The sequence below is a fragment of the Ktedonosporobacter rubrisoli genome (assembly GCF_004208415.1).
In the GTDB taxonomy this organism is placed as follows: Bacteria; Chloroflexota; Ktedonobacteria; order Ktedonobacterales; family Ktedonobacteraceae; genus Ktedonosporobacter; species Ktedonosporobacter rubrisoli.
The window spans coordinates 9,378,472-9,398,838 of the sequence record NZ_CP035758.1; the positions used below are offsets into that span (position 1 = coordinate 9,378,472).

17 protein-coding genes are annotated in these 20,367 nt (G+C 50.5%); 14 read left to right on the plus strand and 3 right to left on the minus strand.

Features of this window, described 5'->3' with window-relative positions:
* Positions 1–305: 305 nt before the first annotated feature.
* From EPA93_RS40365 to EPA93_RS40375, 3 genes are all read left to right on the plus strand, one after another.
* A complete protein-coding gene (locus EPA93_RS40365) occupies positions 306–1,397 on the plus strand; it encodes a Vgb family protein (RefSeq protein ID WP_129892960.1) in 1,092 nt (363 codons plus the stop codon).
* A 115-nt stretch (positions 1,398–1,512) separates the two neighbouring features.
* A complete protein-coding gene (locus tag EPA93_RS40370) occupies positions 1,513–1,932 on the plus strand; it encodes a hypothetical protein (protein ID WP_129892961.1) in 420 nt (139 codons plus the stop codon).
* A gap of 218 nt (positions 1,933–2,150) precedes the next feature.
* A complete protein-coding gene (locus EPA93_RS40375) occupies positions 2,151–3,809 on the plus strand; it encodes a HEAT repeat domain-containing protein (RefSeq protein WP_165423721.1) in 1,659 nt (552 codons plus the stop codon).
* Between the two features lie 55 nt (positions 3,810–3,864).
* Here EPA93_RS40375 and EPA93_RS40380 read toward each other — a convergent pair whose 3' ends face one another.
* Entirely contained in the window at positions 3,865–5,172 is a 1,308-nt protein-coding gene (locus tag EPA93_RS40380) for a DUF1015 domain-containing protein (RefSeq protein WP_129892963.1), read from the minus strand.
* 674 nt (positions 5,173–5,846) lie between these two features.
* On the opposite strand from EPA93_RS40380, the gene EPA93_RS40385 reads away from it, so the two are divergent.
* Entirely contained in the window at positions 5,847–7,754 is a 1,908-nt protein-coding gene (locus EPA93_RS40385; RefSeq protein WP_129892964.1) for a protein kinase domain-containing protein, read from the plus strand.
* Positions 7,755–8,203: 449 nt separating this feature from the next.
* Positions 8,204–8,467 carry a hypothetical protein gene (locus EPA93_RS40390; RefSeq protein WP_129892965.1) on the plus strand — a complete coding sequence of 88 codons (264 nt, stop codon included), beginning with the start codon at positions 8,204–8,206 and terminating at the stop codon, positions 8,465–8,467.
* A gap of 45 nt (positions 8,468–8,512) precedes the next feature.
* Here the strand turns inward: EPA93_RS40390 and EPA93_RS40395 are convergent, their stop codons facing one another.
* Positions 8,513–9,118 (minus strand): YbjN domain-containing protein, encoded by a 606-nt coding sequence (locus tag EPA93_RS40395; RefSeq protein ID WP_129892966.1) that lies wholly within the window; start codon positions 9,116–9,118, stop codon positions 8,513–8,515.
* A 548-nt stretch (positions 9,119–9,666) separates the two neighbouring features.
* Between EPA93_RS40395 and EPA93_RS40400 the strand changes: the two genes are divergently transcribed.
* Together EPA93_RS40400 and EPA93_RS40405 are read left to right on the plus strand one after the other, a co-directional pair.
* Complete coding sequence (locus EPA93_RS40400; protein ID WP_129892967.1) at positions 9,667–10,722, plus strand: aminopeptidase; 1,056 nt, start codon at positions 9,667–9,669, stop codon at positions 10,720–10,722.
* Between the two features lie 278 nt (positions 10,723–11,000).
* On the plus strand, positions 11,001–12,695 hold the full coding sequence (locus EPA93_RS40405) for a protein kinase domain-containing protein (protein ID WP_129892968.1): 1,695 nt from the start codon (positions 11,001–11,003) through the stop codon (positions 12,693–12,695).
* A gap of 205 nt (positions 12,696–12,900) precedes the next feature.
* Here the strand turns inward: EPA93_RS40405 and EPA93_RS40410 are convergent, their stop codons facing one another.
* Positions 12,901–14,265 carry a GNAT family N-acetyltransferase gene (locus EPA93_RS40410; RefSeq protein ID WP_129892969.1) on the minus strand — a complete coding sequence of 455 codons (1,365 nt, stop codon included), beginning with the start codon at positions 14,263–14,265 and terminating at the stop codon, positions 12,901–12,903.
* Between the two features lie 614 nt (positions 14,266–14,879).
* Between EPA93_RS40410 and EPA93_RS40415 the strand changes: the two genes are divergently transcribed.
* The 7 genes from EPA93_RS40415 (at position 14,880) to EPA93_RS40445 (ending at position 20,244) form a co-directional block, all read left to right on the plus strand.
* A complete protein-coding gene (locus EPA93_RS40415) occupies positions 14,880–15,137 on the plus strand; it encodes a 4Fe-4S dicluster domain-containing protein (protein ID WP_129892970.1) in 258 nt (85 codons plus the stop codon).
* A gap of 213 nt (positions 15,138–15,350) precedes the next feature.
* On the plus strand, positions 15,351–16,007 hold the full coding sequence (locus tag EPA93_RS40420) for a hypothetical protein (protein ID WP_129892971.1): 657 nt from the start codon (positions 15,351–15,353) through the stop codon (positions 16,005–16,007).
* 38 nt (positions 16,008–16,045) lie between these two features.
* Positions 16,046–16,264 carry a hypothetical protein gene (locus EPA93_RS40425; protein WP_129892972.1) on the plus strand — a complete coding sequence of 73 codons (219 nt, stop codon included), beginning with the start codon at positions 16,046–16,048 and terminating at the stop codon, positions 16,262–16,264.
* A 196-nt stretch (positions 16,265–16,460) separates the two neighbouring features.
* Positions 16,461–17,189 carry a Bax inhibitor-1/YccA family protein gene (locus EPA93_RS40430; RefSeq protein WP_129892973.1) on the plus strand — a complete coding sequence of 243 codons (729 nt, stop codon included), beginning with the start codon at positions 16,461–16,463 and terminating at the stop codon, positions 17,187–17,189.
* Between the two features lie 174 nt (positions 17,190–17,363).
* Positions 17,364–17,702, plus strand: a complete 339-nt coding sequence (gene trxA, locus EPA93_RS40435) for a thioredoxin (RefSeq protein WP_129892974.1) — start codon at positions 17,364–17,366, stop codon at positions 17,700–17,702.
* Positions 17,703–17,859: 157 nt separating this feature from the next.
* On the plus strand, positions 17,860–18,603 hold the full coding sequence (locus tag EPA93_RS40440) for a GntR family transcriptional regulator (protein WP_129892975.1): 744 nt from the start codon (positions 17,860–17,862) through the stop codon (positions 18,601–18,603).
* A 183-nt stretch (positions 18,604–18,786) separates the two neighbouring features.
* Positions 18,787–20,244: a tetratricopeptide repeat protein gene (locus EPA93_RS40445; RefSeq protein WP_129892976.1), complete on the plus strand. Its 1,458-nt coding sequence runs from the start codon at positions 18,787–18,789 to the stop codon at positions 20,242–20,244.
* Positions 20,245–20,367 lie beyond the last annotated feature (123 nt).

The following is a 20,367-nucleotide window of genomic DNA, read 5'->3' on the forward strand; positions in this document are numbered from 1 at the left end:
CGCTAATAGCATTACAGAGGCGCTCAATGCTTGCTCTTATTTAAGAAGAGTTTTCAGGCGTACCTGGTGATACTCCCTGGGTAGTGTTCTACCAGGTAACCTGTGAGATTTACGAATTGAGCATTGATGATTTTATTTCCTATCTCAATAATGCGATCAGTCAATGGATAAGCAAGAGATTGATACTGCGCGTGATGGTATAGGGACCATACCACTTTTTCTATGTCCTTTAGCGCGCTTTGTTGAGGATAGCGATGAGCGCATGAGATGCCAGGGCGGGATAACTAGTTAAGGATAATAAGTAAATGGCGCAAAAGCGTAAGAAAGTTATAAGCATTGCCGTATTGTTAGCGATAGTGGCCAGTGCCGCGCTGGCCCTGGTCTTTATTCAACCTCAGAGCAGCCTGGCGAAAGGGAGCAGCAGTAGCGTTACCGATTATGCGACTCCTGGTGTTGATCCCTGGGGGACAGCCCTTGATGGCGGCGGAAATGTCTGGGTAGCGCTGCCGGGATGTGATCCTAGCCCATCCTGCGCAACAGGCACGCCAGCCGGGAAGATAGGCGTCTTCAATCCTGGCTCGCGAACCTGGACACATACCTATCAGTTGCCCACTGGCTACGGGCAGGCACTCTTCCTGGCCTTTGATCGCAGCGGCCAGCTCTGGTTCCCCATGCCAACAACCAATTCTCTTGGTGTGTTCAATCCTGCTACCAATTCATTCAACCAGTGGAAGGTGCCGACCGCCGGTTCGGGTCCCTGGGATATTGCTATCGACTCTAAGGGTATTATCTGGTTTACTGAGCACTATAGCAATAAAATCGGATCTTTCAACCCGGCAACCCATGCCTTTAAGGAGGTTGCGACTCCCGCTGGTAATAGCTTGCCATATGGTATCACTGTAGATAAATCTGATAATATCTGGTTTACCGAGAACAATGATGCAGTTGCCCTCATTGGCGAATATACGGCACAGGGCGTTCTCCAAGAATACAAGATCCGCAACGGGTCAACTAAAGGCCTGACTCCTCATATGATTACTACCGATGGCAGTGGCAATGTCTGGTGGTCGGAGGGTTGGGTTGCCATGATTGGCAAACTGAATGTAGCCTCCGCGCAGCCTGGCACAAATAGTGGTGTAACTGAATACGCCTATCATCCTACCTGCGCCAACTGTGGAACGCATACATCGGGAATCAGCGTAGGTCCCGATGGGCTGATCTGGTTTGATGATTCACTGCAGAGCATTTATGGTTCCTTCAATCCCGGCTCAGGCGCCTTTAGCCTGTACAATACGCCTACCCAGAGTAGCCATCCGCATGATGGCTTGAAGGTTGATGGCCAGAATCGCGTCTGGTTTGACGAGGAGTTTGCCGGCAAACTGGCCGTAAGGGGCTAAGCCGACAGCTATACCGATCTTTAAAAGCGTACTTAGCCAAACGTGAGGAGACTGTAAGACAGTCTCCTCATCTGTCTTTAGCGCTGTTGAACCAGCGAGAAATCTTCGCGTAATTATGCATTTTGCCAACCTTCTCGACACATATCGCTTTGAGAAATATGTCTTAGAGGTAGCAATTGCCACCCTGGAAAGAGGTGGCGTGACTTCTAAATTAGCTACCTACCAATTGCTAGAGCCAGTCAATCGCTGGAGCTTTCCTAAATATCCCTCTAAGACAGCTATTCTGGCGCCCGATATAGATATTGTAGAGGAGCTCAAAACATTTATCCAGCTGCATGAGCAGTGCCTGAGAGAGCCGGATTGCTCGCTAGGAACCTGGATCAATCCCGCAACAAAGTATTATTATCTCGATATTACGATGAGTTGCGCTGATCTTGAGGAGGCGCGTAGAGAAGCTCTGCTGATCAGCCAGAGCGAGGGGCGTAAGATAGTCGCTATTTATAATTCCTGGTGTGGCCGTACAGTTTATCTATAGGATTTTAAGGAAGCTCCAACCTGAAACATATGCATCTCTCTACATATTAAAAGCTACTGAAAGTTCTCGGTGATAGGTCAAGAGCCTCTCGACTCTTATTTGCTAAAGTGGTACAATGCCTTGCACTGGCAGTATTACTCAAGTAGCAAGAGAAATCTTCTTTACTTAATAAAAAGAAAATAGAAAAGCTCCATAATTCCTAGCTGAGGAGAATGCTCATGCCACGAGGACGCAAAGGACCTCCACAGGAAAGTGTTGATAGCATTTTGCTGGCTATTAGCCGCCGTGATGATATAGATCCTGAGACCCTATCGCATTATTTTGATCGCCTGGATGAAGAATGGACGCATGGCGCGCGCGAGAAAGTCCTACACTTGCTGCGTAGCAATGATGCATCTGCTCATGCTGCTGCTGTACTTATTCTTTCAGAGCTAGCTACAGATTTTGACCTTGAAGGGCTAGAAGATTTTATTACCGATCCTACGGTCAGTGATATGGCGAAACTGGCTCTTTCTCCTGTGCTTAAAGAACTTGGCTCAGAGATGGCTGATGACGGGATCATAGAATATTTAAATGATCCGGCGACGGCGATGCATCAGATGCAAATGCGCCTGCTTGAACTGGTGGGGCAGAATGAGATGGGTATAGAGTCGATTCTAGAAGACGTAATTGCTATGCCTGTCGAGCGTCGGTTGGCTTTCATCAATTGGCTGGGAAACAGCAATGATCCACGGGCCGCCAATCTGCTGGTCCCTCTCCTGGAGAATCAAACTGGCAAGGTTGTCTCGGCCGTCATTGAGGCCCTTGAGCAGTTAGGAACCGTAACAATTCACCAGACGATCCCAGCCTTAAATTATACTATTGCTACCAGCTCAAATCGCCAGGTAAAGCAGCAGGCGCGGGCTGCTTTAGGACGGCTGATGATGCAGTCTGTACCCGGCGTGGAGGAAGATGTGATGAGTGAATCGCGCCAACTGGCTTTACCACCTCATGAGGCTCGTGTAAGCTTTATTGATGGCTCCGGCTCCCAGCTCATCATGCTTGCCTGGCAGCGTCCCGATGGTATGCTAAAGGGAATCAATATCCTCTATCAGGATCAATGGGGCATTAAGGATTGTTATGGCATTCATGAGATGGACAAAGAGCGCTGGGATGAGCTTGCCGCTAGCCTGGATGAGCGCGGTTTTGGCAGTTTTCTTGTGCCTTTTGCTCATGGACGCGCTCTGGCAATAGAGGCACGAGCCTTGAATAAGCGGACGCGTCGTAAGTTGCCAATCGCCTACTCGATCTGGCGCCCGCTGATTGAAGCTGAGGATGATAAAGTAGCAGCTGCTGCAGCAACCATGCAAGAGCCCTATCCGCTGGATGAAAAGGTTCTCTCGCTTGCCCAAAGGGGCGATGAGCTCTATAAGATGTCGGAATTTATGTCCTGGATGTATGAGCCTACTTCGCGGATAGAACCGTATATCTCGCGCTATTGGGCGGCTAATGGCGCGTCTGGCTCTTCTGGCCGGCGCTCACGCAGTCGCAAGGGTAAGCAAAAGGATGGCCTCCATGAGCTCTTAATGGATCAGCTTGTAAATGAAGCCTTAACAGAGCTTATAGATGATAGATGGCGCTTACTCTATGAGGCGCGCTTGCGCCGTCAGGCGGCCCTTTTCCGCTTTGTCAAGCGCGAAGAGGATGCTAACTTGCTTGGGGTTGTGGCCGCGCTGCTCCATCCTGATTCTGGCATCGCGATACACGAACAGGCATTTCCACGCGCTATGATGCGCATGTCAATTGAGCAAGGGCCGCTCTTAATGATGGTGGAGTCGTTAGAGATGGGCAATCTCGGCCCAACCCCGCTAAACATTTTTGATGGCAAGGATAGATAAAGAGGGGCAGCTGCTCGCCGCCCCGCCTCACCTGGGTTCGTCCGGCGCTACAGCTTTACCACAGTGGATTCATCACAAGGCCTGTAATAAGCTTTGGGTAAAGATAAGTGGATTTCTGGGGCATGCGGTCATCAGCTTTAGCCACTTCGCATACCTGCTGTAAGGGCGTGTAATTGAGAAGAACGGCGGCCTGGCATTCTCCTCGCTGCACGGCCTGAAACGCCTCTTCTTCTTGATGGGTAAAGCGTACATGAGTGCCGGCCGTCATATCCTGAGGCTTCAAGCCCAGGAGGGCCTCAAATAAGATTCTTTGTACTACAGCAACATCCAGCACGTTCCAGGCTGGAGTATGCTCGCTCTGCTGCATATATTGTTTGCCCTGCTCGTTGATGCTCAGAAGAAGTATCTGCTCTGGCGTGTAGAGGACAATGGATGGTTGCTGCTCGCCGGCTTGTCTTAAGCGTTCAAGAATAGCTCCCGGAGCTAGATTGGCTTCCAGCGGCTGCACAGTGAAGTAGCGCTTAAGTTCCTGGGCTGAGAGCTTGTTAAGAGCATCTGAGTCGAGATTGAAAAGCAGGCGATGCGTGGGAAGGACAAGCATACCTGGATCGTCAAGATCTATCAGGGCCATCAGGGTAAAGTTTACAGCATCTTCAGGATGCAGCTCCTTGCGCTGCTCTAGCATTTCTGCCTGGTAGTTCAGGGCCGTTTCGTAGCGGTGGTGGCCATCGGCTATATAGAGTTGGCGCTGCGAGAAGAAATCCTGGATCAAGGCAACCTGCTCGGGATCTGTAATGGGCTGGAGGCGATGCTCCTCGCCAGCCTCATCGATGATCTGCACCTCGGGCGCTTCGGCATACCTGCTAAGCAAGCGGCGCATGCGTCCCTGGGGATCATCATAGAGACACATGATAGGGCTAAGATTGGTAGCGCAGGCGCGATAAAGATTCAAGCGATCATCTTTGGCCTTCTTCAACGTATGCTCATGGGGAAGGACCACGCGAGCATCCCACGGCTCTAGACGAACGCGGGCCAGCAGGCTGGTACGGATATAGCTCTGGTCTTTATGCGTAAATCTCTGTTGGTAGAGATAATAGGCAGGCGCGGCATCCTGCTGTATAATCTCCTGTACGCGCCATTCTGCTAGCGTCGCGGCGGCGCGCGTATAAACGTTGTCGAGCGTGTTGTCGCCAGGCTGTTCCTGGCCCAGCTCAAGGCGAATGATATTGTGTGGATTGCGGGCGTAATAGTTGGCCTGGGCTTGTGGGCTAATCACATCATATGGAGGAGTGACAACCTGTGCCAGGTCACCCACTTTTTCGCTTGCATATCTTAAAGCTCTAAACGGTCGGACCTCTGCCATATTTTTATGCCTCTTGAATTTCTATAATTATTGCTGCGTAAGGAATATCTAGCTTGTTTGCTCCTTACTCTCTGGTTCGCGTAACGCGTCCGTCGTCCATTGTACCACTTTGCTAGCTGATATTGAGGAGAGTGGGACTGTAAATATAGCAGAGCAGAAACTTTCAACTTTTTTCGGGCAACAGATTCCACGATCTGGGCCAAACACATAGAATATATGTTCTATTTGGGCTTGACGATACGGGAATCATATGATATATTCTTGTTAGAACTTAAGTTCTAAAACTTAATATGCTCTCCCAATCCCCTTACATCTCCTCCTGCTCCTCCAGCAATAGCGGTCGGGTACCCCTCTCTCTCCCCGGCCGCTGGAGCAGTTCATAACAGGTTAAGATAAAACCCCTAGTATTTATCCACAAGTCCTAGTAAGAGCCTGACAAATTGACGCATATTGATACGCTGTGTAGACTCTTCTTCTGAAGGGTAATACATAGCAAACATATATTTAGTTATATAGCGCAGAGTAATTGTAAGCTTTGAGAATAAAGTAGTCAGATATCTTGAACTTTTTTCGTCTCTCTGCTGCCTTCGCAGTGGTCTCTGAAGCGCCCCCAGCTTAAGCAGAGATTGAAGATAATACTGTTGGTAAATAGTTTTAGTCTGGAGCAAGGTTATATGCAGACAATGTTCGCTGAACGGCTAGTAGGAAAGACGCTGGGAAACTACTCAGTGGAGCGTTTATTGGGGCAAGGACGCGTAAATGCCGTATACCTGGTCCGGCACCTGGCCTCCCAGAGCAGCGTTGCGCTCACGCTCTTCCTCATTCCTGAGCAGCTTTCGCAGGAGGCCCGGGCACGTTTCATTCAGCGTTTTCGGCAGGGGGCTGCGGCTCTTGTCGCACTCAGGCATCCACATATTTTGCCTGTACATGAGTACGATGAGCATAGCGGATATCCATATCTTATTACTCCTTATATGACATCCGGCTCCCTTGCCGATAGCCTAAAAAAGCAAGGACGCTGCAGGCATGAAGATGTGCTGGCGATTCTTGAGCAGATTGCGGCAGGCCTGGAGCATGCGCATAGCAAAGGTGTGATGCACGGTATTTTGCGACCCTCTAATATTGTGCTCGGCGAGCAAGAGACGATGTTAGTGGCTGGTTTTGAACTATTGCATCTCTTACAGATACGTGGGATCGAGTCCAACGATCAGCCCTATGCCCATTTATTTAGTATTGCAAATACTTTCCTTGCCGCGCCTGAGTACGTGGCTCCCGAGGTTGTAGAGGGCCAGGTAGTCGATGCGCGTTCGGATATCTATGCTCTGGGAATAATCTTATTTGAGCTCTTGACTGGCCAGACACCCTTTACCGGCTCAAATCCGCTGGAAGTAGCTAAGATGCACCTGAAGTACAGCTCGCCGTCCATACGTTCTCTCTGCCCCGATATCCCTATGGGGCTGGCTTCGGTGATTAATCAAGCCCTTGAGCGCGATCCTGCCCGGCGTTTTCAACAGGTGAGCGAATTGGTAGAAGCCTTTGCCCAGGTATCAAGAGGGGCCACAGGGGTGGCCAGGGCTGTGGCGAAGAATGGAGCTCCAGCCAGTGACGGCTTGCCGGCAGATGGGCCTCGGGATACCGGAATAATAAGACGCTCTCCTAGAGGTTCCTGGCAATTGCGACCGCCGATTGTCACGGGAAAATTGCCATCAGTTGAAGGCGCGAAGACAAAGACGAATATACAGCCTGCGGCCCAGGTCACCGATGCTTGGCAGTTTGTTCCTCCTATTATGACTGGTCAGCTTCCTTCGGTCCCGCCGTCAACTTCAGCCCATCTGAGAGCGATAAAATCTTTTGATACGCCTACAATACCGCCGCAGGTGCCTGCGGATCTGGCCAGTGGTAAGGCAAAACTAGCGGCAGCTGAAGCTTCTAGTGCCCAACAAGCTGACGACTGGTGGCTCTTTCCTTCGCAGCCCCAGGAGCTGGCGCCAGACGCTAGCCAGCCAAAGCGCTCCCGCTTAGCCCCTGCATCCTCGCGGGCCACTTCACGAAAGCAGAAAAGCAGCCTTAACAGACGCCAGGCGATGGCCCTCCTCGTGAGCGGTGGCGTGCTTGCGGCTGGCACTGCTGTAGTCATCAACAAAAATCTCGTGCAGATGGTCGAGAATGTTTTACACGTACCGGGAGCTGCCGCTAACACTGGAGCAGCTACCATGGCAGACAAGGGAAAGATGCAGGCAGCGGCGGCTAATCCTGGCAAACAGCAGATGACAACCGGTCAGGGTCATGTCATCGGGCATACAAATATGCAGCCTAACACTGCCCTTGATTTTACTAATCCCGCTGACCAGCAGCCCTCTATGCTGATCCATCTGCCGGGCAAGTTTACTGCCTACGAGAAAGCCTGCACGCACGAAAACGTCATAGTTCACTACGACCCGGCGAAGCAGCAAATAATCTGCCCAAAGCATGGAGCAATCTTTGATCCTGCAAATAAAGGCGCGGTGCTCCGTGGACCAGCGACTAAGCCGTTACCACAGGTTGCGATACATGTTAATCCAGATGGCACAATTACCGTCTAAACCAGGCTCATAGTGCGCATGCCGCGCTGTGGTATGTCTGCGGCGCCAGGCCTGAGAGGGCCGAGGGTAGCATGCCAGGGCCAATTTGCTCCTCGACGTAATGGCCTCATTAGGGAAAGATTATGCATAAATTGCCCCGGCCCGTACCTGTGTAATTCAATTTGGCTAGTAGAGAGCCAGGGCGGCCAGGCTCATCAGAGGTCATAAGCCGCGCCTGGTGACGTCTTTCCCGCGAAATTCCCGCCTTTTCGCGCGTCATATTCTCACTTGACGCCTTTCAGGTAGAAACGCTACAATTGGGAGAGCGAGATATTTCCCTTGTGCATTCCCAAATAAATACCCTTGGGGATGCTTATGTGTCTCGTATCGATGTTTATCGATGATTGGGCATAATTTCCAGTAATCCATTTTGAGATATTGTACTTGACGTACGAAAAAGGATTATTTACATGACTCCAGCCATGGCAACCTATATTGGGCTAGTTATTGCTGCTCTGATCCTGGTATGGGGAGTAGTCGAGATAGGTAGAAAATATTTTCTTCGTAAGAAGCCTGATGCCAGCGTAATGAATTCCTGGGTCCCTCTAGATCCTTCCTCCGACGTTCGGCCTGTCGACGAAGAGGCAAATGGGCAGGATAAGCATAGCGACTCTGGTATACAGACACGGGCACACCAGAATGGACACTACTCGGGCAGCAAAAAGTCTTTATAAGTAGCCACTAAAGCTATGCGCTACTGGCCTTTGCGCTTTATCTGTTTAGTCCTGATGCTTCTTAAGCATACGTGTAACCTCGGCCAGCACATCATTTACATCTAATTCGGGCGCATTTTCAGCTTCTGGAGCAGGAGCAGAAGACTCTGGCTCTAGTTGCTCTATGCTATATTGCTGGAAGAACTCGTCTTCGCATGCCTGTAAGGCCTCCTCCACAGACATATTGTTGTAGACAATCCGTGGAAGCAAGCTATGATAGATCATTGCTGTCTGCACAATAGCGCCGAAAGCGAGCTGGAATTGCTCGAAAGTGATAGTATTATCGGCAAGAGGGATAGCCTCTTCCAGGCGTATCTCACCGTCATCGAGATCAAGACCAAATTTACCAATGGCGATTCGGTAGTTGACAGCCATAAGCGCTTCCAGGCATTCCAGGCGCTTCTTTGAGCTTATTGCTCCTATTTGGGGAGCTACAAGCATGAGCCTTCTTGCATCTTCCTGTTGCTGAATACCCACTACCATACGCCATTGCCCATCATTTCCTTGAAAGAGAAGTTCAATGAAATTCTTCTCCTGATCTACATTTGCAAGCTTTAAGCCCATCCGTGTGAGGTAATCAATGAGCTGAGGAATGCCGAAGTTATCAGCCATGAAGTGCGCTCCTTCTCTTGTGCTGCTCTATCGACTGATGGTGAGGACGAGAGGCAAGAAGCAGCCTCTAGGGTAAGTATATCATATACTCAGGTTCTAGCAGTGCAGCCGTAGAAATAGAACCAGATAATTTATATATATGGCAAAGGCGATAGGCGCAGGAAGAATACAGAGGATGCGCTGCTTTTCTTTATATGGCCGATGAGATAGTATATAGGCATACCATGTTACTTTTGTCTTTTCCAGAGCGTATATGCGCTTATGATTGTTTCTATTGTACGTATACTTAAGTAGAGGTGAGCTATTTCGCAAGCGGAGGCATGCCTGTCTTTATCCCGCGTAAAATCTGCAACACTCTGTGAAGTAGCTTACTTAAGTAACGCAATGTGCAACTTTCGAAATAGGGATATCTCTCTCAGAGAGGGCATGAAGCGCGCTGCAAGGCGAGCTTGCGCAACTGCCTGAAGCTTTTCTTATTCTCTAGCCGCCGCAGCGGCAAAACTTGCACATGGGGTTAATTATGTTTTTGGACTAGTTAGGAGTACACAATGTCCAGCACAATGGATCATTCAGCCAGTCAGCAGGGGCTGAATACAGAGTCATTATCATTTGAGGAACGCCTGCAGCTTGGTGCCGAGAACGCTATAAAGTGTATGGGAGTCACAGAAAAGGATCGGGTCTTTATCTTAACTGACTTTGAACGTGAGAGTATCGCACGCCGCGTAGCATCTGCGGCCCTGGCACAGCACGCCGATGTTTCAGTACGTTTTCTTGAGCATTATGGAAAGCGTCCTTTGGCTGCCTTCCCCGATGAGATGCGCCGCGATATCAATGAAGCTCGTCCAACGGTTACCTACTATATTGCGACAGGCCAGCCGGGAGAGATTGCTTTCCGCATTCCTTTCTTGTCCTATCTCACGACTGAGCTCAAAGTGCGCCATGGCCATATGATCGGTATTAGCGAGGCGCTGATGACCGATGGCATGTGTGCCGATTATGATGAGGTATTTAGGACTACCAATCGGATCTACGAGATTGTCCGTAATGCACAAAAAATCCATGTGACCTCGGCAAAAGGAAGCGATGTCACAGCTACTTTCCATAAGGATTGGCGTTGGGTTCCCTGTAATGGGCGCTATGGGCAAGCTGGAGCCTGGGGAAATCTGCCCGAAGGAGAGGTATTTACTGCTCCGGCGACGCTTGATGGCGTGCTCGTCTGCGATGAGCTTGGCGACTTTTTCTCGGAGAAATATGGCGTATTGGAACAGCCCCTTACGCTTAAAGTGAAGGATGGCTATGTTACGGAAATAACTTGCGAGAACAAGGCTCTAGCCAAAGAGGTGCACGATTATCTCTTCTCCTCCCCTAATGGCAATCGAGCCGGCGAGTTTGCCATTGGGACCCTGACGAGCCTTAAGCGCCTGGTAGGTAATCTCTTGCAAGATGAGAAGCTTCCCGGCTTGCACGTTGCTTTCGGCGATCCCTATCCTGCATCGACTGGTGCAGATTGGAGCGCAATGGTACACGTAGATGTAATTCCAACGTGTTGCACTATTGAGGTCGATGGGCAAGTCATCATGCGGGATGGTAAATTTACCGTGTAATGCAACCTCTACGGCATAGGCAACGTATTACGCTATGAGAGAAATTTTAGCCTGGTTCTTATAACTGTTGGATCAGATCAGGGCAGACATAGATCTTCAGTTTTGATCTGATCCACTCAGCTTGGGTATCTGAGACCAATATATGGGCTGACGTTGACATTGGCTGCGATTCTTCAATAAAATTGAAGCGATTATCACTATGCGTCTTGAGGAATTGCTCTACTTTCAATTGGGCAGGCGTTCTCCATAATTAAGGAGAACTAGAGAGGAGCTGCGGCATGACTACAGCCCGAGGGAGGCATCTCGTCGGGGCCGTGCTGGGCTCTTGCAAATTAGAAAAGTTGCTAGGCTATGGAGGATCAAGCGCTGTATTCCTTGCCCAGCAGCTTCAAACAGGTGAAGAAGTTGCGGTAAAAGTCTTCTTGCCTCGGGCAAATATGGACGTACAGATGCAGAAAGACTTCTATACGCGCTTCTTACGTGAAGCCGAGGCCGCCAGTAAATTAGATCATCCAAATATACTGCCAATCTATGCCTATGGCGAGCAAAATGGCTTGCCATATATCATTATGCCCTATATGCCTGGAGGAACCCTATCTGAGTATATGGCTCAGCATGGAGCCCTTTCGTTAAAAGAGGCGCTCTGGTACCTTGAGCAGATCACCTCGGCTTTAGACTATGCTCATCGGCATGGATGTGTGCATTGCGATGTCAAGCCTGCTAACATGCTGCTGGATAGTACCGGTCGTCTCATGCTCTCAGATTTCGGGATTGCCCGCGTCTCACGTACCGGTGAGCTTTCCGCTCAAGTGGCCAGTAACAATGCCTTAATGGGCACACCTGACTATATCTCTCCTGAGCAGGCTATGGGCCGTACCCTCGATGGGCGCTCAGATATATATTCGCTAGGCGTTACACTCTTTTCTCTGCTGGCCAAGCGACTTCCGTTTCGGGCCGATACGACAATTGCTCTGGCGCTGCAGCACGTGCATGAGCCGCCGCCTTCGCTAACTTTAATCAGGGCCGATATTTCTCCCGAGCTTGATAGTGTGGTGCAGACGGCTCTGGCTAAAGATCCAGCCCGACGCTTTCAGACGGCCGGAGCCTTTTGTGAGGCCTTTGCGCGCGCCGTTGCGGCCTCTGAGCATGCCATTGCTATTGCCAATAGAGGAAGCGCGATTCTGGCTGGCAATCCCGGTTTTGTCAGTAGTCCTTCGCGCCCTCCCCTGACGGCTGCCTCTTCTCCAGGGGCCAAACCTGTGGCCCGGGGCAGTATGAAGTATCTGATCGCAACGGCTGTTCTGCTCCTGGCCTTAATTGTCGGAGGCGGTATTGCCGCGCGCCTGATCCTGACTGGCGTAACGTCGAAAGGCGCGTCAAAGGCGGCCAACTCAAATTCCATTTCGGCTGCTATTAATACAGTGACTCCGACGATGGCAGCAACCGATTATCTGTCAGAGCGAGATGATTGGCCGTCGAGTGCCACATTTTATTATGATGAGCAGCAGAAGTATCATATCTTGAATAAATCGGCAAGGAATGTAGCTCAGGCCCTCTATGGTGACCATAACTTTGGTGATTTTAGCTTGCATGTTGATATGGAGGAGATCCATACCTCCATCGGCCATGCAGATTATTATGGGGTTCTTTTGCGCGCTGCTGCCGACCAGTCCCGTTACTATATCTTCGAGATCGACACAACTCACGGCGGACAATATGCTTTCGTGCGCTTCGACGGCCAATCAGATACCCTGGCCACCGGCACTATTTCCTCTTTAGCGCCACCCGGCAAAAGCAATAATCTTGTGGTAAATGTGCAGGGCAATAACTTCATCTTTTATGTCAATGGCAAACAGGTAGGCCAGGCAACCGATAAATCGGCTACGCCTTTTACGCGCGGCCAGGTAGGGCTATATGTCGAGGATGAAGGGGCGGAAGTGGCCTTCTCCCGTTTTTATGTGAAAGCGAACTAAGCTGAAAACTTTCGCCATACAATTTTTTGAGCGCAATAAAGCCTTGAGAGCAGGTTTTGTCAGGTCCGGCCTGGTCCTTGACGCCTGCTCCCATTTTCTTCTCCTGTAAGCTGATTGGCGGCTGACGTTGGCCGGGAACTGTGGAGAATTTGTGGCCCGGGGCATGTCACCTCAGAAGATAGCATGCCCCATTTATCAAGGATGATTAGCCTATGGGCAGGTCCTCAACCTGTGATGGACGACGTGGGAAGAGGGCATTGAGGACAATCGCCGCTTCTCCGCCTACTATGACATCAGGAAACGCGTGACACAGCTCATCCAGGCTTCGATAGCCAAGGAGCAATTTGAGAAACGTCAGCGCTGGGATTCTTGCACCTGGATTAGGAGAATAGATAGGCGCTTTCCAGGGCTCGACTGCAGCCAGGCGCCCTTGTTGGAAATCCAGGCTTAGACCGCCGCGATAGAAATCAAGCCTGAGCTCGCCAGTATAGCCGGCGACAACCGATCTGGCCAGACGCTGCTCTAGAGCCGGAGCTATATGTTGTATAAAGCCAGTGAGATTGGGGATACGTATATACCAGGCATAGGGAGCCTGTGAGATGGGCGTAAGATTTTTATCGAGGGCCTTGTAAAGCGGGTGCTTTGCTTGCAGTCGTAGCTCAATCTGTTTGTATGGGCCATGCTCCGGAGCCCGCACTGGCAATTGTGAGCCGTGAGCCTGCAAGGCTCGCAGGACGGGAGGCAGAAGCGCGAGCAGATTTGTGCCGGCAGCGACTTCCATTGAAAAGACTGTAAGCTCCTGAGATCTGATCACTGCGCTTGCCAATATATAGCCTTGAGCAGCGCCATCCCTGTCAATAATCATATGTATGCCTGCTTGGCGCTGCTCAGGAGGTTGTTCGATAATGTATTGCCAGTAAGAGGCGGGCAGCAGCGTATATACCGCGTTCTCGGTGCGCCTTTGATGGTAGAATGTGAGCAGCGAGGGAACATCCTCTACCGTGGCCGGGCGAAGTTGGTAGGCCTCGCATTCGTCTCCCTGAGCTGGGGGAATGCATTGTAGCGGAATTATACGCTTTCCTTCAAACTCTAGCGCATATTCGTAGCCAAACTGCCTATAGTAATAGGGAATGCCAGTAATGCCCTGGAGCAGATGTCCCTCGGCTGCGCTGCGGGCATGGAGCAGCTCAAATAACGCGCGAATGAGGCCGCGATGACGATAAGCAGGATCGCTCGCCACTATTTCGGGGCGCCCTATAGCAAACGGAATCCCCTCGTATTCCCAACGGTGCCGCCATAAACATGCGCAAGCTACCAGGGGATTGCCTTCTTTATGTATATCTTCTACAAGAGCGAAATCGCCAGAGCTCATAAAAGGATGGCGATCGCTCATCAGTTGACGTACGTCTTGCATCGTACGGGCATCGGGTGGCTCATCTTCTTTATGTCTGAAGACAAGCCCGGCCAGGTGCGCGATATTCTCGCTATCAGAGGTGGTGGACCAGCGCAAGAGCAGCCCATTACCAAGGTCTCGCCGGTAATGAGCTGCCGCTGGTGCAGTAAGCAGCATATATCCTCTCTTTCAGATATAGTTAAAGAATCACTAACGCAGCGCTAGAGAATCAGCCAGTAAGAGAAGCTGAAAATAAGCGATAGATAAAGTTAAAAATCACAGGATGAAAAAGCGCGCTATTGAGCTGTACAGCTCCCTCGGCCAGAGGCTCAAACTGCTCTCCTGAAGGGTGGCTTGAGATCCAAATAATAAATAGTAGTATGGATCAGGATAGATATAGAGAAATGCTTTAATTTTAGTGAAGCGTCTCAGCTGTAAGCAGAGCGTTACCCTTTATCGGCTGTGCTATAATACGTGTGATTAATATAAACTATACAGAGCTGTAAAGAGAGTTGTCAAGCGGCCTGCTAGGAGCTGATGAAGCCCCAGGTATTCTCCAGTTTCAAGGGGAGATGAAGGGAAGTTTTTGCTCGGGCGTGAGGTATAGAGCCGCGATTTTCCCTTCGCTGCTATGGTCGGAGATTAGTCCTCCGTAGAGCCAAATCCCGCGCAGAAATGGAGCAATTGACATCGCTTTTACAACCCTCTATACTGAGTCTGACCGAAAACAGAACTTAGCCGCTATGTATCTCGGTGCTTGCATGGCGTGCCAAGAGGAGGATACCTGAACAATGACCTACGTAATAACTCAGCCTTGTATTGGCGTAAAGGACGCATCCTGCGTAGATGTCTGTCCGGTTGATTGCATTCATCCAGCCCAGGGTGAAGATGGTTTTGATGAGGCGGAGCAGCTCTATATCAATCCTGATGAGTGTATCGACTGTGGCGCTTGCGAGCCCGCGTGTCCTGTGACCGCCATTTTTGAGGAATCGGCTGTTCCGGAGGAATGGAAGAACTTCATACAGATCAACGCAGATCATTACGCTTAGCGGCGCAAGCGTAATGGCGATAGATTTATCTGGTGAATTTGCCATTGTCTCGCTGAGAGGCAATGCGATGGGGCGAGCGTATCATCTTTAGCCAAAGGGGTAAGCTTGCCCCATAGAGTACCTGGCATTTTTTTTATTTCTACAAGTTGTGATATAATACTCGTGCTACGTTCAATCTGTATGCACACTACTTCTTATATGGAGCAGACCCCTATGCCAATAACCAGACGCAGACGAGCAAATCCACCTGATCAGCCGGAGAATAACAATCATCAATCCGTTGATCAGACAGAAAATGCGGCGGAAGCATTAGCGGCGGAACAAACTCCTATTGTGCCAGAGGCGGAAGCCCCTGGTGGCACCGGAGCGCCTGCTGTAAATCGTATGGAAAGCAGTACGTATCCGCTTAATCAAGTAGTACCTCCGGCACCAACAGGAAATGGTGAGCGTATAGAGCGCAATGAGCGCATAGAGAGGGCCGAGCGCCAGGAGTACGCGCCTACCCCCATTGAAGGTGGGAGACGAACTGCCCGGGGAGAAATTTTCCGCCGTCCTCCTCAGCCTCCGGCTCAACCCATGGCTCCGGCGTCGGTAACATCGGCACCGCTACAGCCACCATCGCATGAAATCGGCTTGCCTCTTGGCAATCTCTTGCACCTTGCCTATAATCCTGGCTATACAGGGGCCGATGAGGCACGCAGTGCTTTATTACATCAATTGGCGAACGAGAGTAAGAGCGGTGGCCGCGCGCGCTGCTGGAGCTGTGGTTCTTTAGCAATTGTCTATGATTGCTGGAATACCCGGAGTAGAACCTTTGGTGAGGTTGGGGTAGCAATCTGTGAAATTTGTGGCGTATGGAGTGTCATGTAATCGCGATGAGTATTGCCTATTCTGAAGGGAGAATAGACATGACAATGGGTCAGGATCTCCCTGCTCCCCGCTGCCCTCGCTGCGGTGGCCGAATGTATAGGCCTGTAGGAAGCGCATTTTACTGGCATGCCGATAATAATCATCCACCCTGTGAGATTACTAATATTGCTGAGATTCCAGATGTGGCCCCTGTAACTGAAAACCATACTACTGAAGCGCTTGAGGAACGGCCTCAGAAGCGAGATCACTCCGGCTAGTACATTATGGCTAGCACACACCTGGTAGATGTTTGGTAGATATTGGGCAACCACCCTATGGCGAAGATTTTCACTGTTCCTGAACTGGCAAAGATGCAACCATAACTGTTGCTTTGCGTATAGCATAGTGAGGAGGTCCTCTTGATGGCTAAAGAGGATCGTTGGATATGAGATCTCTGTAGCCGTGAGGTGCACTATGTATTATAATTCGAGAAATAACGGTCCCTTTGGCGGCGGTGCGTTTCGCTCTCGCTATCAATACCAGACCTTGCCTTATGGATTCGAAGGCGTGCAGGCAAGCGGCCTGATTAGTAAAGTCATGGGCTTGCTGGCTTTCTCCTTCATCTTTGCCAGTATTGGCGCCTTTGTCGGTATATCCATAGGCTTGAGCTATGGAGCATACTGGATCGTCGCTATCGCTGGGTTCGTTGTACTGATCGCTCTTCAATTCCTGATCCAGAAGTCAGGTCTTAACCTGGTGCTCTTGTATCTCTTCACTTTCCTGGAGGGTTTGTCACTTTCACCGTTGTTAAGCCTCTATCTGAACTGGAATAGCAATATATTGGGTGAAGCGTTTTTGATGACGGCTGTCACCTCACTGGCGCTGGCTTTCTATGCCTGGACGACCAAGCGTGATTTTACACGCCTTGGCGATTACCTCTTTATCGGGGTAATTCTCTTGCTGATAGCAAGCCTTGTGGGCATCTTTTTCCACACTACCTTGCTGGCCTTGATCATTTCGGTCGTGGGTATTGCCATTTTTGCAGGCTATGTATTGTATTATGTGCAAAGGGCTAAATACCTGGCGGACACCTTACCCAATGCTATCGGTTTGACGGTTTCCATCTTTATTACTGTCTTAAACCTGTTCCTGTATATCCTGCAGTTGTTGACGATCCTGCAGGGAGGAAATCGCCGCGACTAAGCTAGCATACGTTTTTTGAGCGGGCTTTCCCACGTCGCGATCGCGCAAGAGGAGAACAAAGCCGGAATAGAAACTTCCCTGGCTTTGTTCTCTCCTGTAGTAAAGATATACAGGCGAAAGCCTTGTGAAGAAGTGCCAGATAGAACATTTGACTTGGAAAGTGAGTGAGATAGTATGGATAATCATGCCAACTTATTCCATGTGAGTGATAAGGATTTTAAGACAAAAGTCCTTGATTCTGCGGAGCCGGTAATTGTAGATTTCTGGGCTACCTGGTGTGGCCCTTGCCGGGCTATTGCTCCCGTATATGAGAAGTTGAGCGATAAGTTCCAGGGTAAGATGGGCTTCGCAAAGATGGATGTCGACCAGAATCTACGCACGCCTGGAGACTATGGAATTCAGGCTATTCCTACGATTATCGTCTTTAAGGACGGAAAAGAGGTTCATCGCATGGTTGGACCACATCCTGCTCGCCTGGAGGCTGAGATCGAAAAAGTTCTGGCGACTGCATAGTAAAATTGCTTGTTTTTGCGGTTGTGATCTGGTGACTTTTTAGAACCAGGTCACAATTCGCCTGGTTCCCTACTCGACGCTTTCCTCATTTTGTGATATATTCTTCCCATATTATACACGTCTTTTCTTGTGTTGTCTGGACATAAGGGGAACCGTAATGCCAACTTTAGAACGTTCAAATCCATTACCTTTGTATTATCAGCTAAAAGAGGTGCTTAAGCAACAGATCAACGCCGGTCATCTGGCACCTCATACAGCTATTCCTTCGGAACCAGAACTGGTTGCACAGTACCATGTGAGCCGTGCCACGGTCCGGCAGGCTTTGACCGAACTGGTCCACGAAGGGCTTCTCTATCGTCAGCATGGTAGAGGAACATTTGTATGTGAGCCAAGAGTGCAGCAGCACATTGTAAGCGAGCTCAACAGCTTCACTGAAGAGCTGCGCAAGCGTGGGTTGCAGCCTGGTGGCGTGCTTATTGTCAGCGAACTGGTGCGAGGCACACAGGCTGTTCGCGAACAGTTGCGCCTGACAGACGAAGAACAGGTCGTCCGACTTGAGCGTGTGCGTACTGCCGATGGAGCTCCTATTGCTTATGAGGTCAACTATTTGCCCTACCCGCGTGCCGTTAGCGTATATCAGCGTGCCAGGGAAACAGCAGATGGATCGCTCTATCATCTCATGGCCAGCGAAGGACTTCACCCATACATTGCCGAGCACTCATTTAAGGGGGATGTAGCCTCCGAGCGTGAGGCAGAGCTCTTACGCATTACCGCTGGCGAGAGCGGCATACGTCTATTGTGTACTACCTTCGATGAGACCGGCGCTCCCATCGAGTACACCGAAGCTTTCTATCCTGGTAGCCGCTATGATCTTCGTCTGACCTTGCGGGTCACCAAATAGTAGGGTTCTGGGTCTCTCGAATGTCCCTGCCTCAAAAGCCTGTACTGCTCAGAGGCCGCGCTTGCACCTCTGCTAGCATACTATGAAGTGGATGGCAAGGCGTGCTATACTACGCAGGGACACTCATAGTACATACTTGAGGTAAGACAAGCGGGATTGAATAGAGGAGAAACAGAGCGACGTATGGATGACATACAAGATAGAAACACAAATGATGGCAAGAATGCTGTGCCTATTCCCTTTATACGCCGTGAGGAGCTTGCTCGTCCTAAAGACGAGCAAGCATGGACCGATAGGGGGAATGCCGCGGCTCAGGCCGGGAACTATGAGGAGGCAGAAGAAGCTTTTGAGCAAGCTGTTGCGCTAAGCCCTGCTGACGGGCGGGCGCGCTATAATCTGGCTCTGGCTCAGCAGTGTCTCCAGGATTATGGCGCGGCTGTCGCTGGCTATCGTCGGGCTATCGATCTTGATCCTCAGCTAATCGATGCCTATATTAATCTGGGTAATGTCTATAGCGAGTTGGGTCTGCATAGGGAGGCGCTAGAGACATTCCAATTAGCTATGGAGTTAGCTCCCGATAATGACGAGATCTGTCTGAGTGTTGGTGAGGCCTATCGCATTCAGAATCTTTTTCAGGATGCGATCCAGGCTTATCGCCAGGCGCTTATTCTTAATCCTGAGAATATTGCGGCTGCCGATAGCCTGCGAGATACTCGTGAGCGTGTCAATGATCAATTACGTCGCCTCATGGAGCAGGAGCGACGTATAGATGCTGATCCTGCTGATCCGTCGCGTTATGCGGAGCTTGCCAGCCTCTACCTTGACATGCGTCGTTATGATGAGGCCCTATCTACAGCGAATCAGATGCTCTCACTTGATCCTGATGGACGAGCTGGTTATGACATGCTAGCTGCGGTCTATGAGCAGATGGATGATCGCGATCAGGCTGCCGAGACGTATGCGCGCATTGTGGCTATGGACCCTGATGACGCCGAGGCCTGGGAGCATCTGGGCACCTGGCGCTCACTACAGGGCAATCTTGAAGAGTCTGTCAACGCGTATGCTCGCTCAGTTGATCTGGAGCCGCAGCGCATTACTGCCCGCTTTAGTCTGGCCGAGGCTTATTACGATGCTGAGCGCTACGATGAGGCCCTGGCGGTCTTCCAGGGTCTGATAGAGAGCGGCCAGAGTGATCTTCTGCAAGGTGAGGATGTGGCTGCGGCTTATGCAGGACTTGCCGATACCTATAATGCTTTGGGACGCTATGATGATGCCATTAAGACTGCCCAGGAGTTGTTGGAGCGCTCCGAGGATGATCCCGATGGCTACTATCAGCTAGCTACGGCCTATGATGGGCTTGGGCGCCTTGATGAGGCTGTTGAGAACTATCATAGCGCCATCGTTAGCGATCCGCTCAATGCCGATTACTATAACGACCTTGCCGATACTCTACGGAAGGCGAAGCGCTATGAAGAGGCTATAGAAGTTGGCCAGCAGGCTATTGCTATGGACCCTTCTATGTTGATTGCCTACGAGACCCTGGCACAGATCTATACGGAGATGAATCGCCCTGAGGATGCTGCTGCGGTGATGAGGCAGGTCGAGGCGTTGCGCTCCATGGATGAGGGCGGCGAGGATTAAGTCTCGCTGCTATGAAACATTCCGAATTGTGTTGGCAGGGGCAAGCCTTTCCCCTGCGAGATGACGGTATGTCCTGGACCGTATATCGCAGGGGTAAATTTCTGGATTGCTCAAACTCTGGCA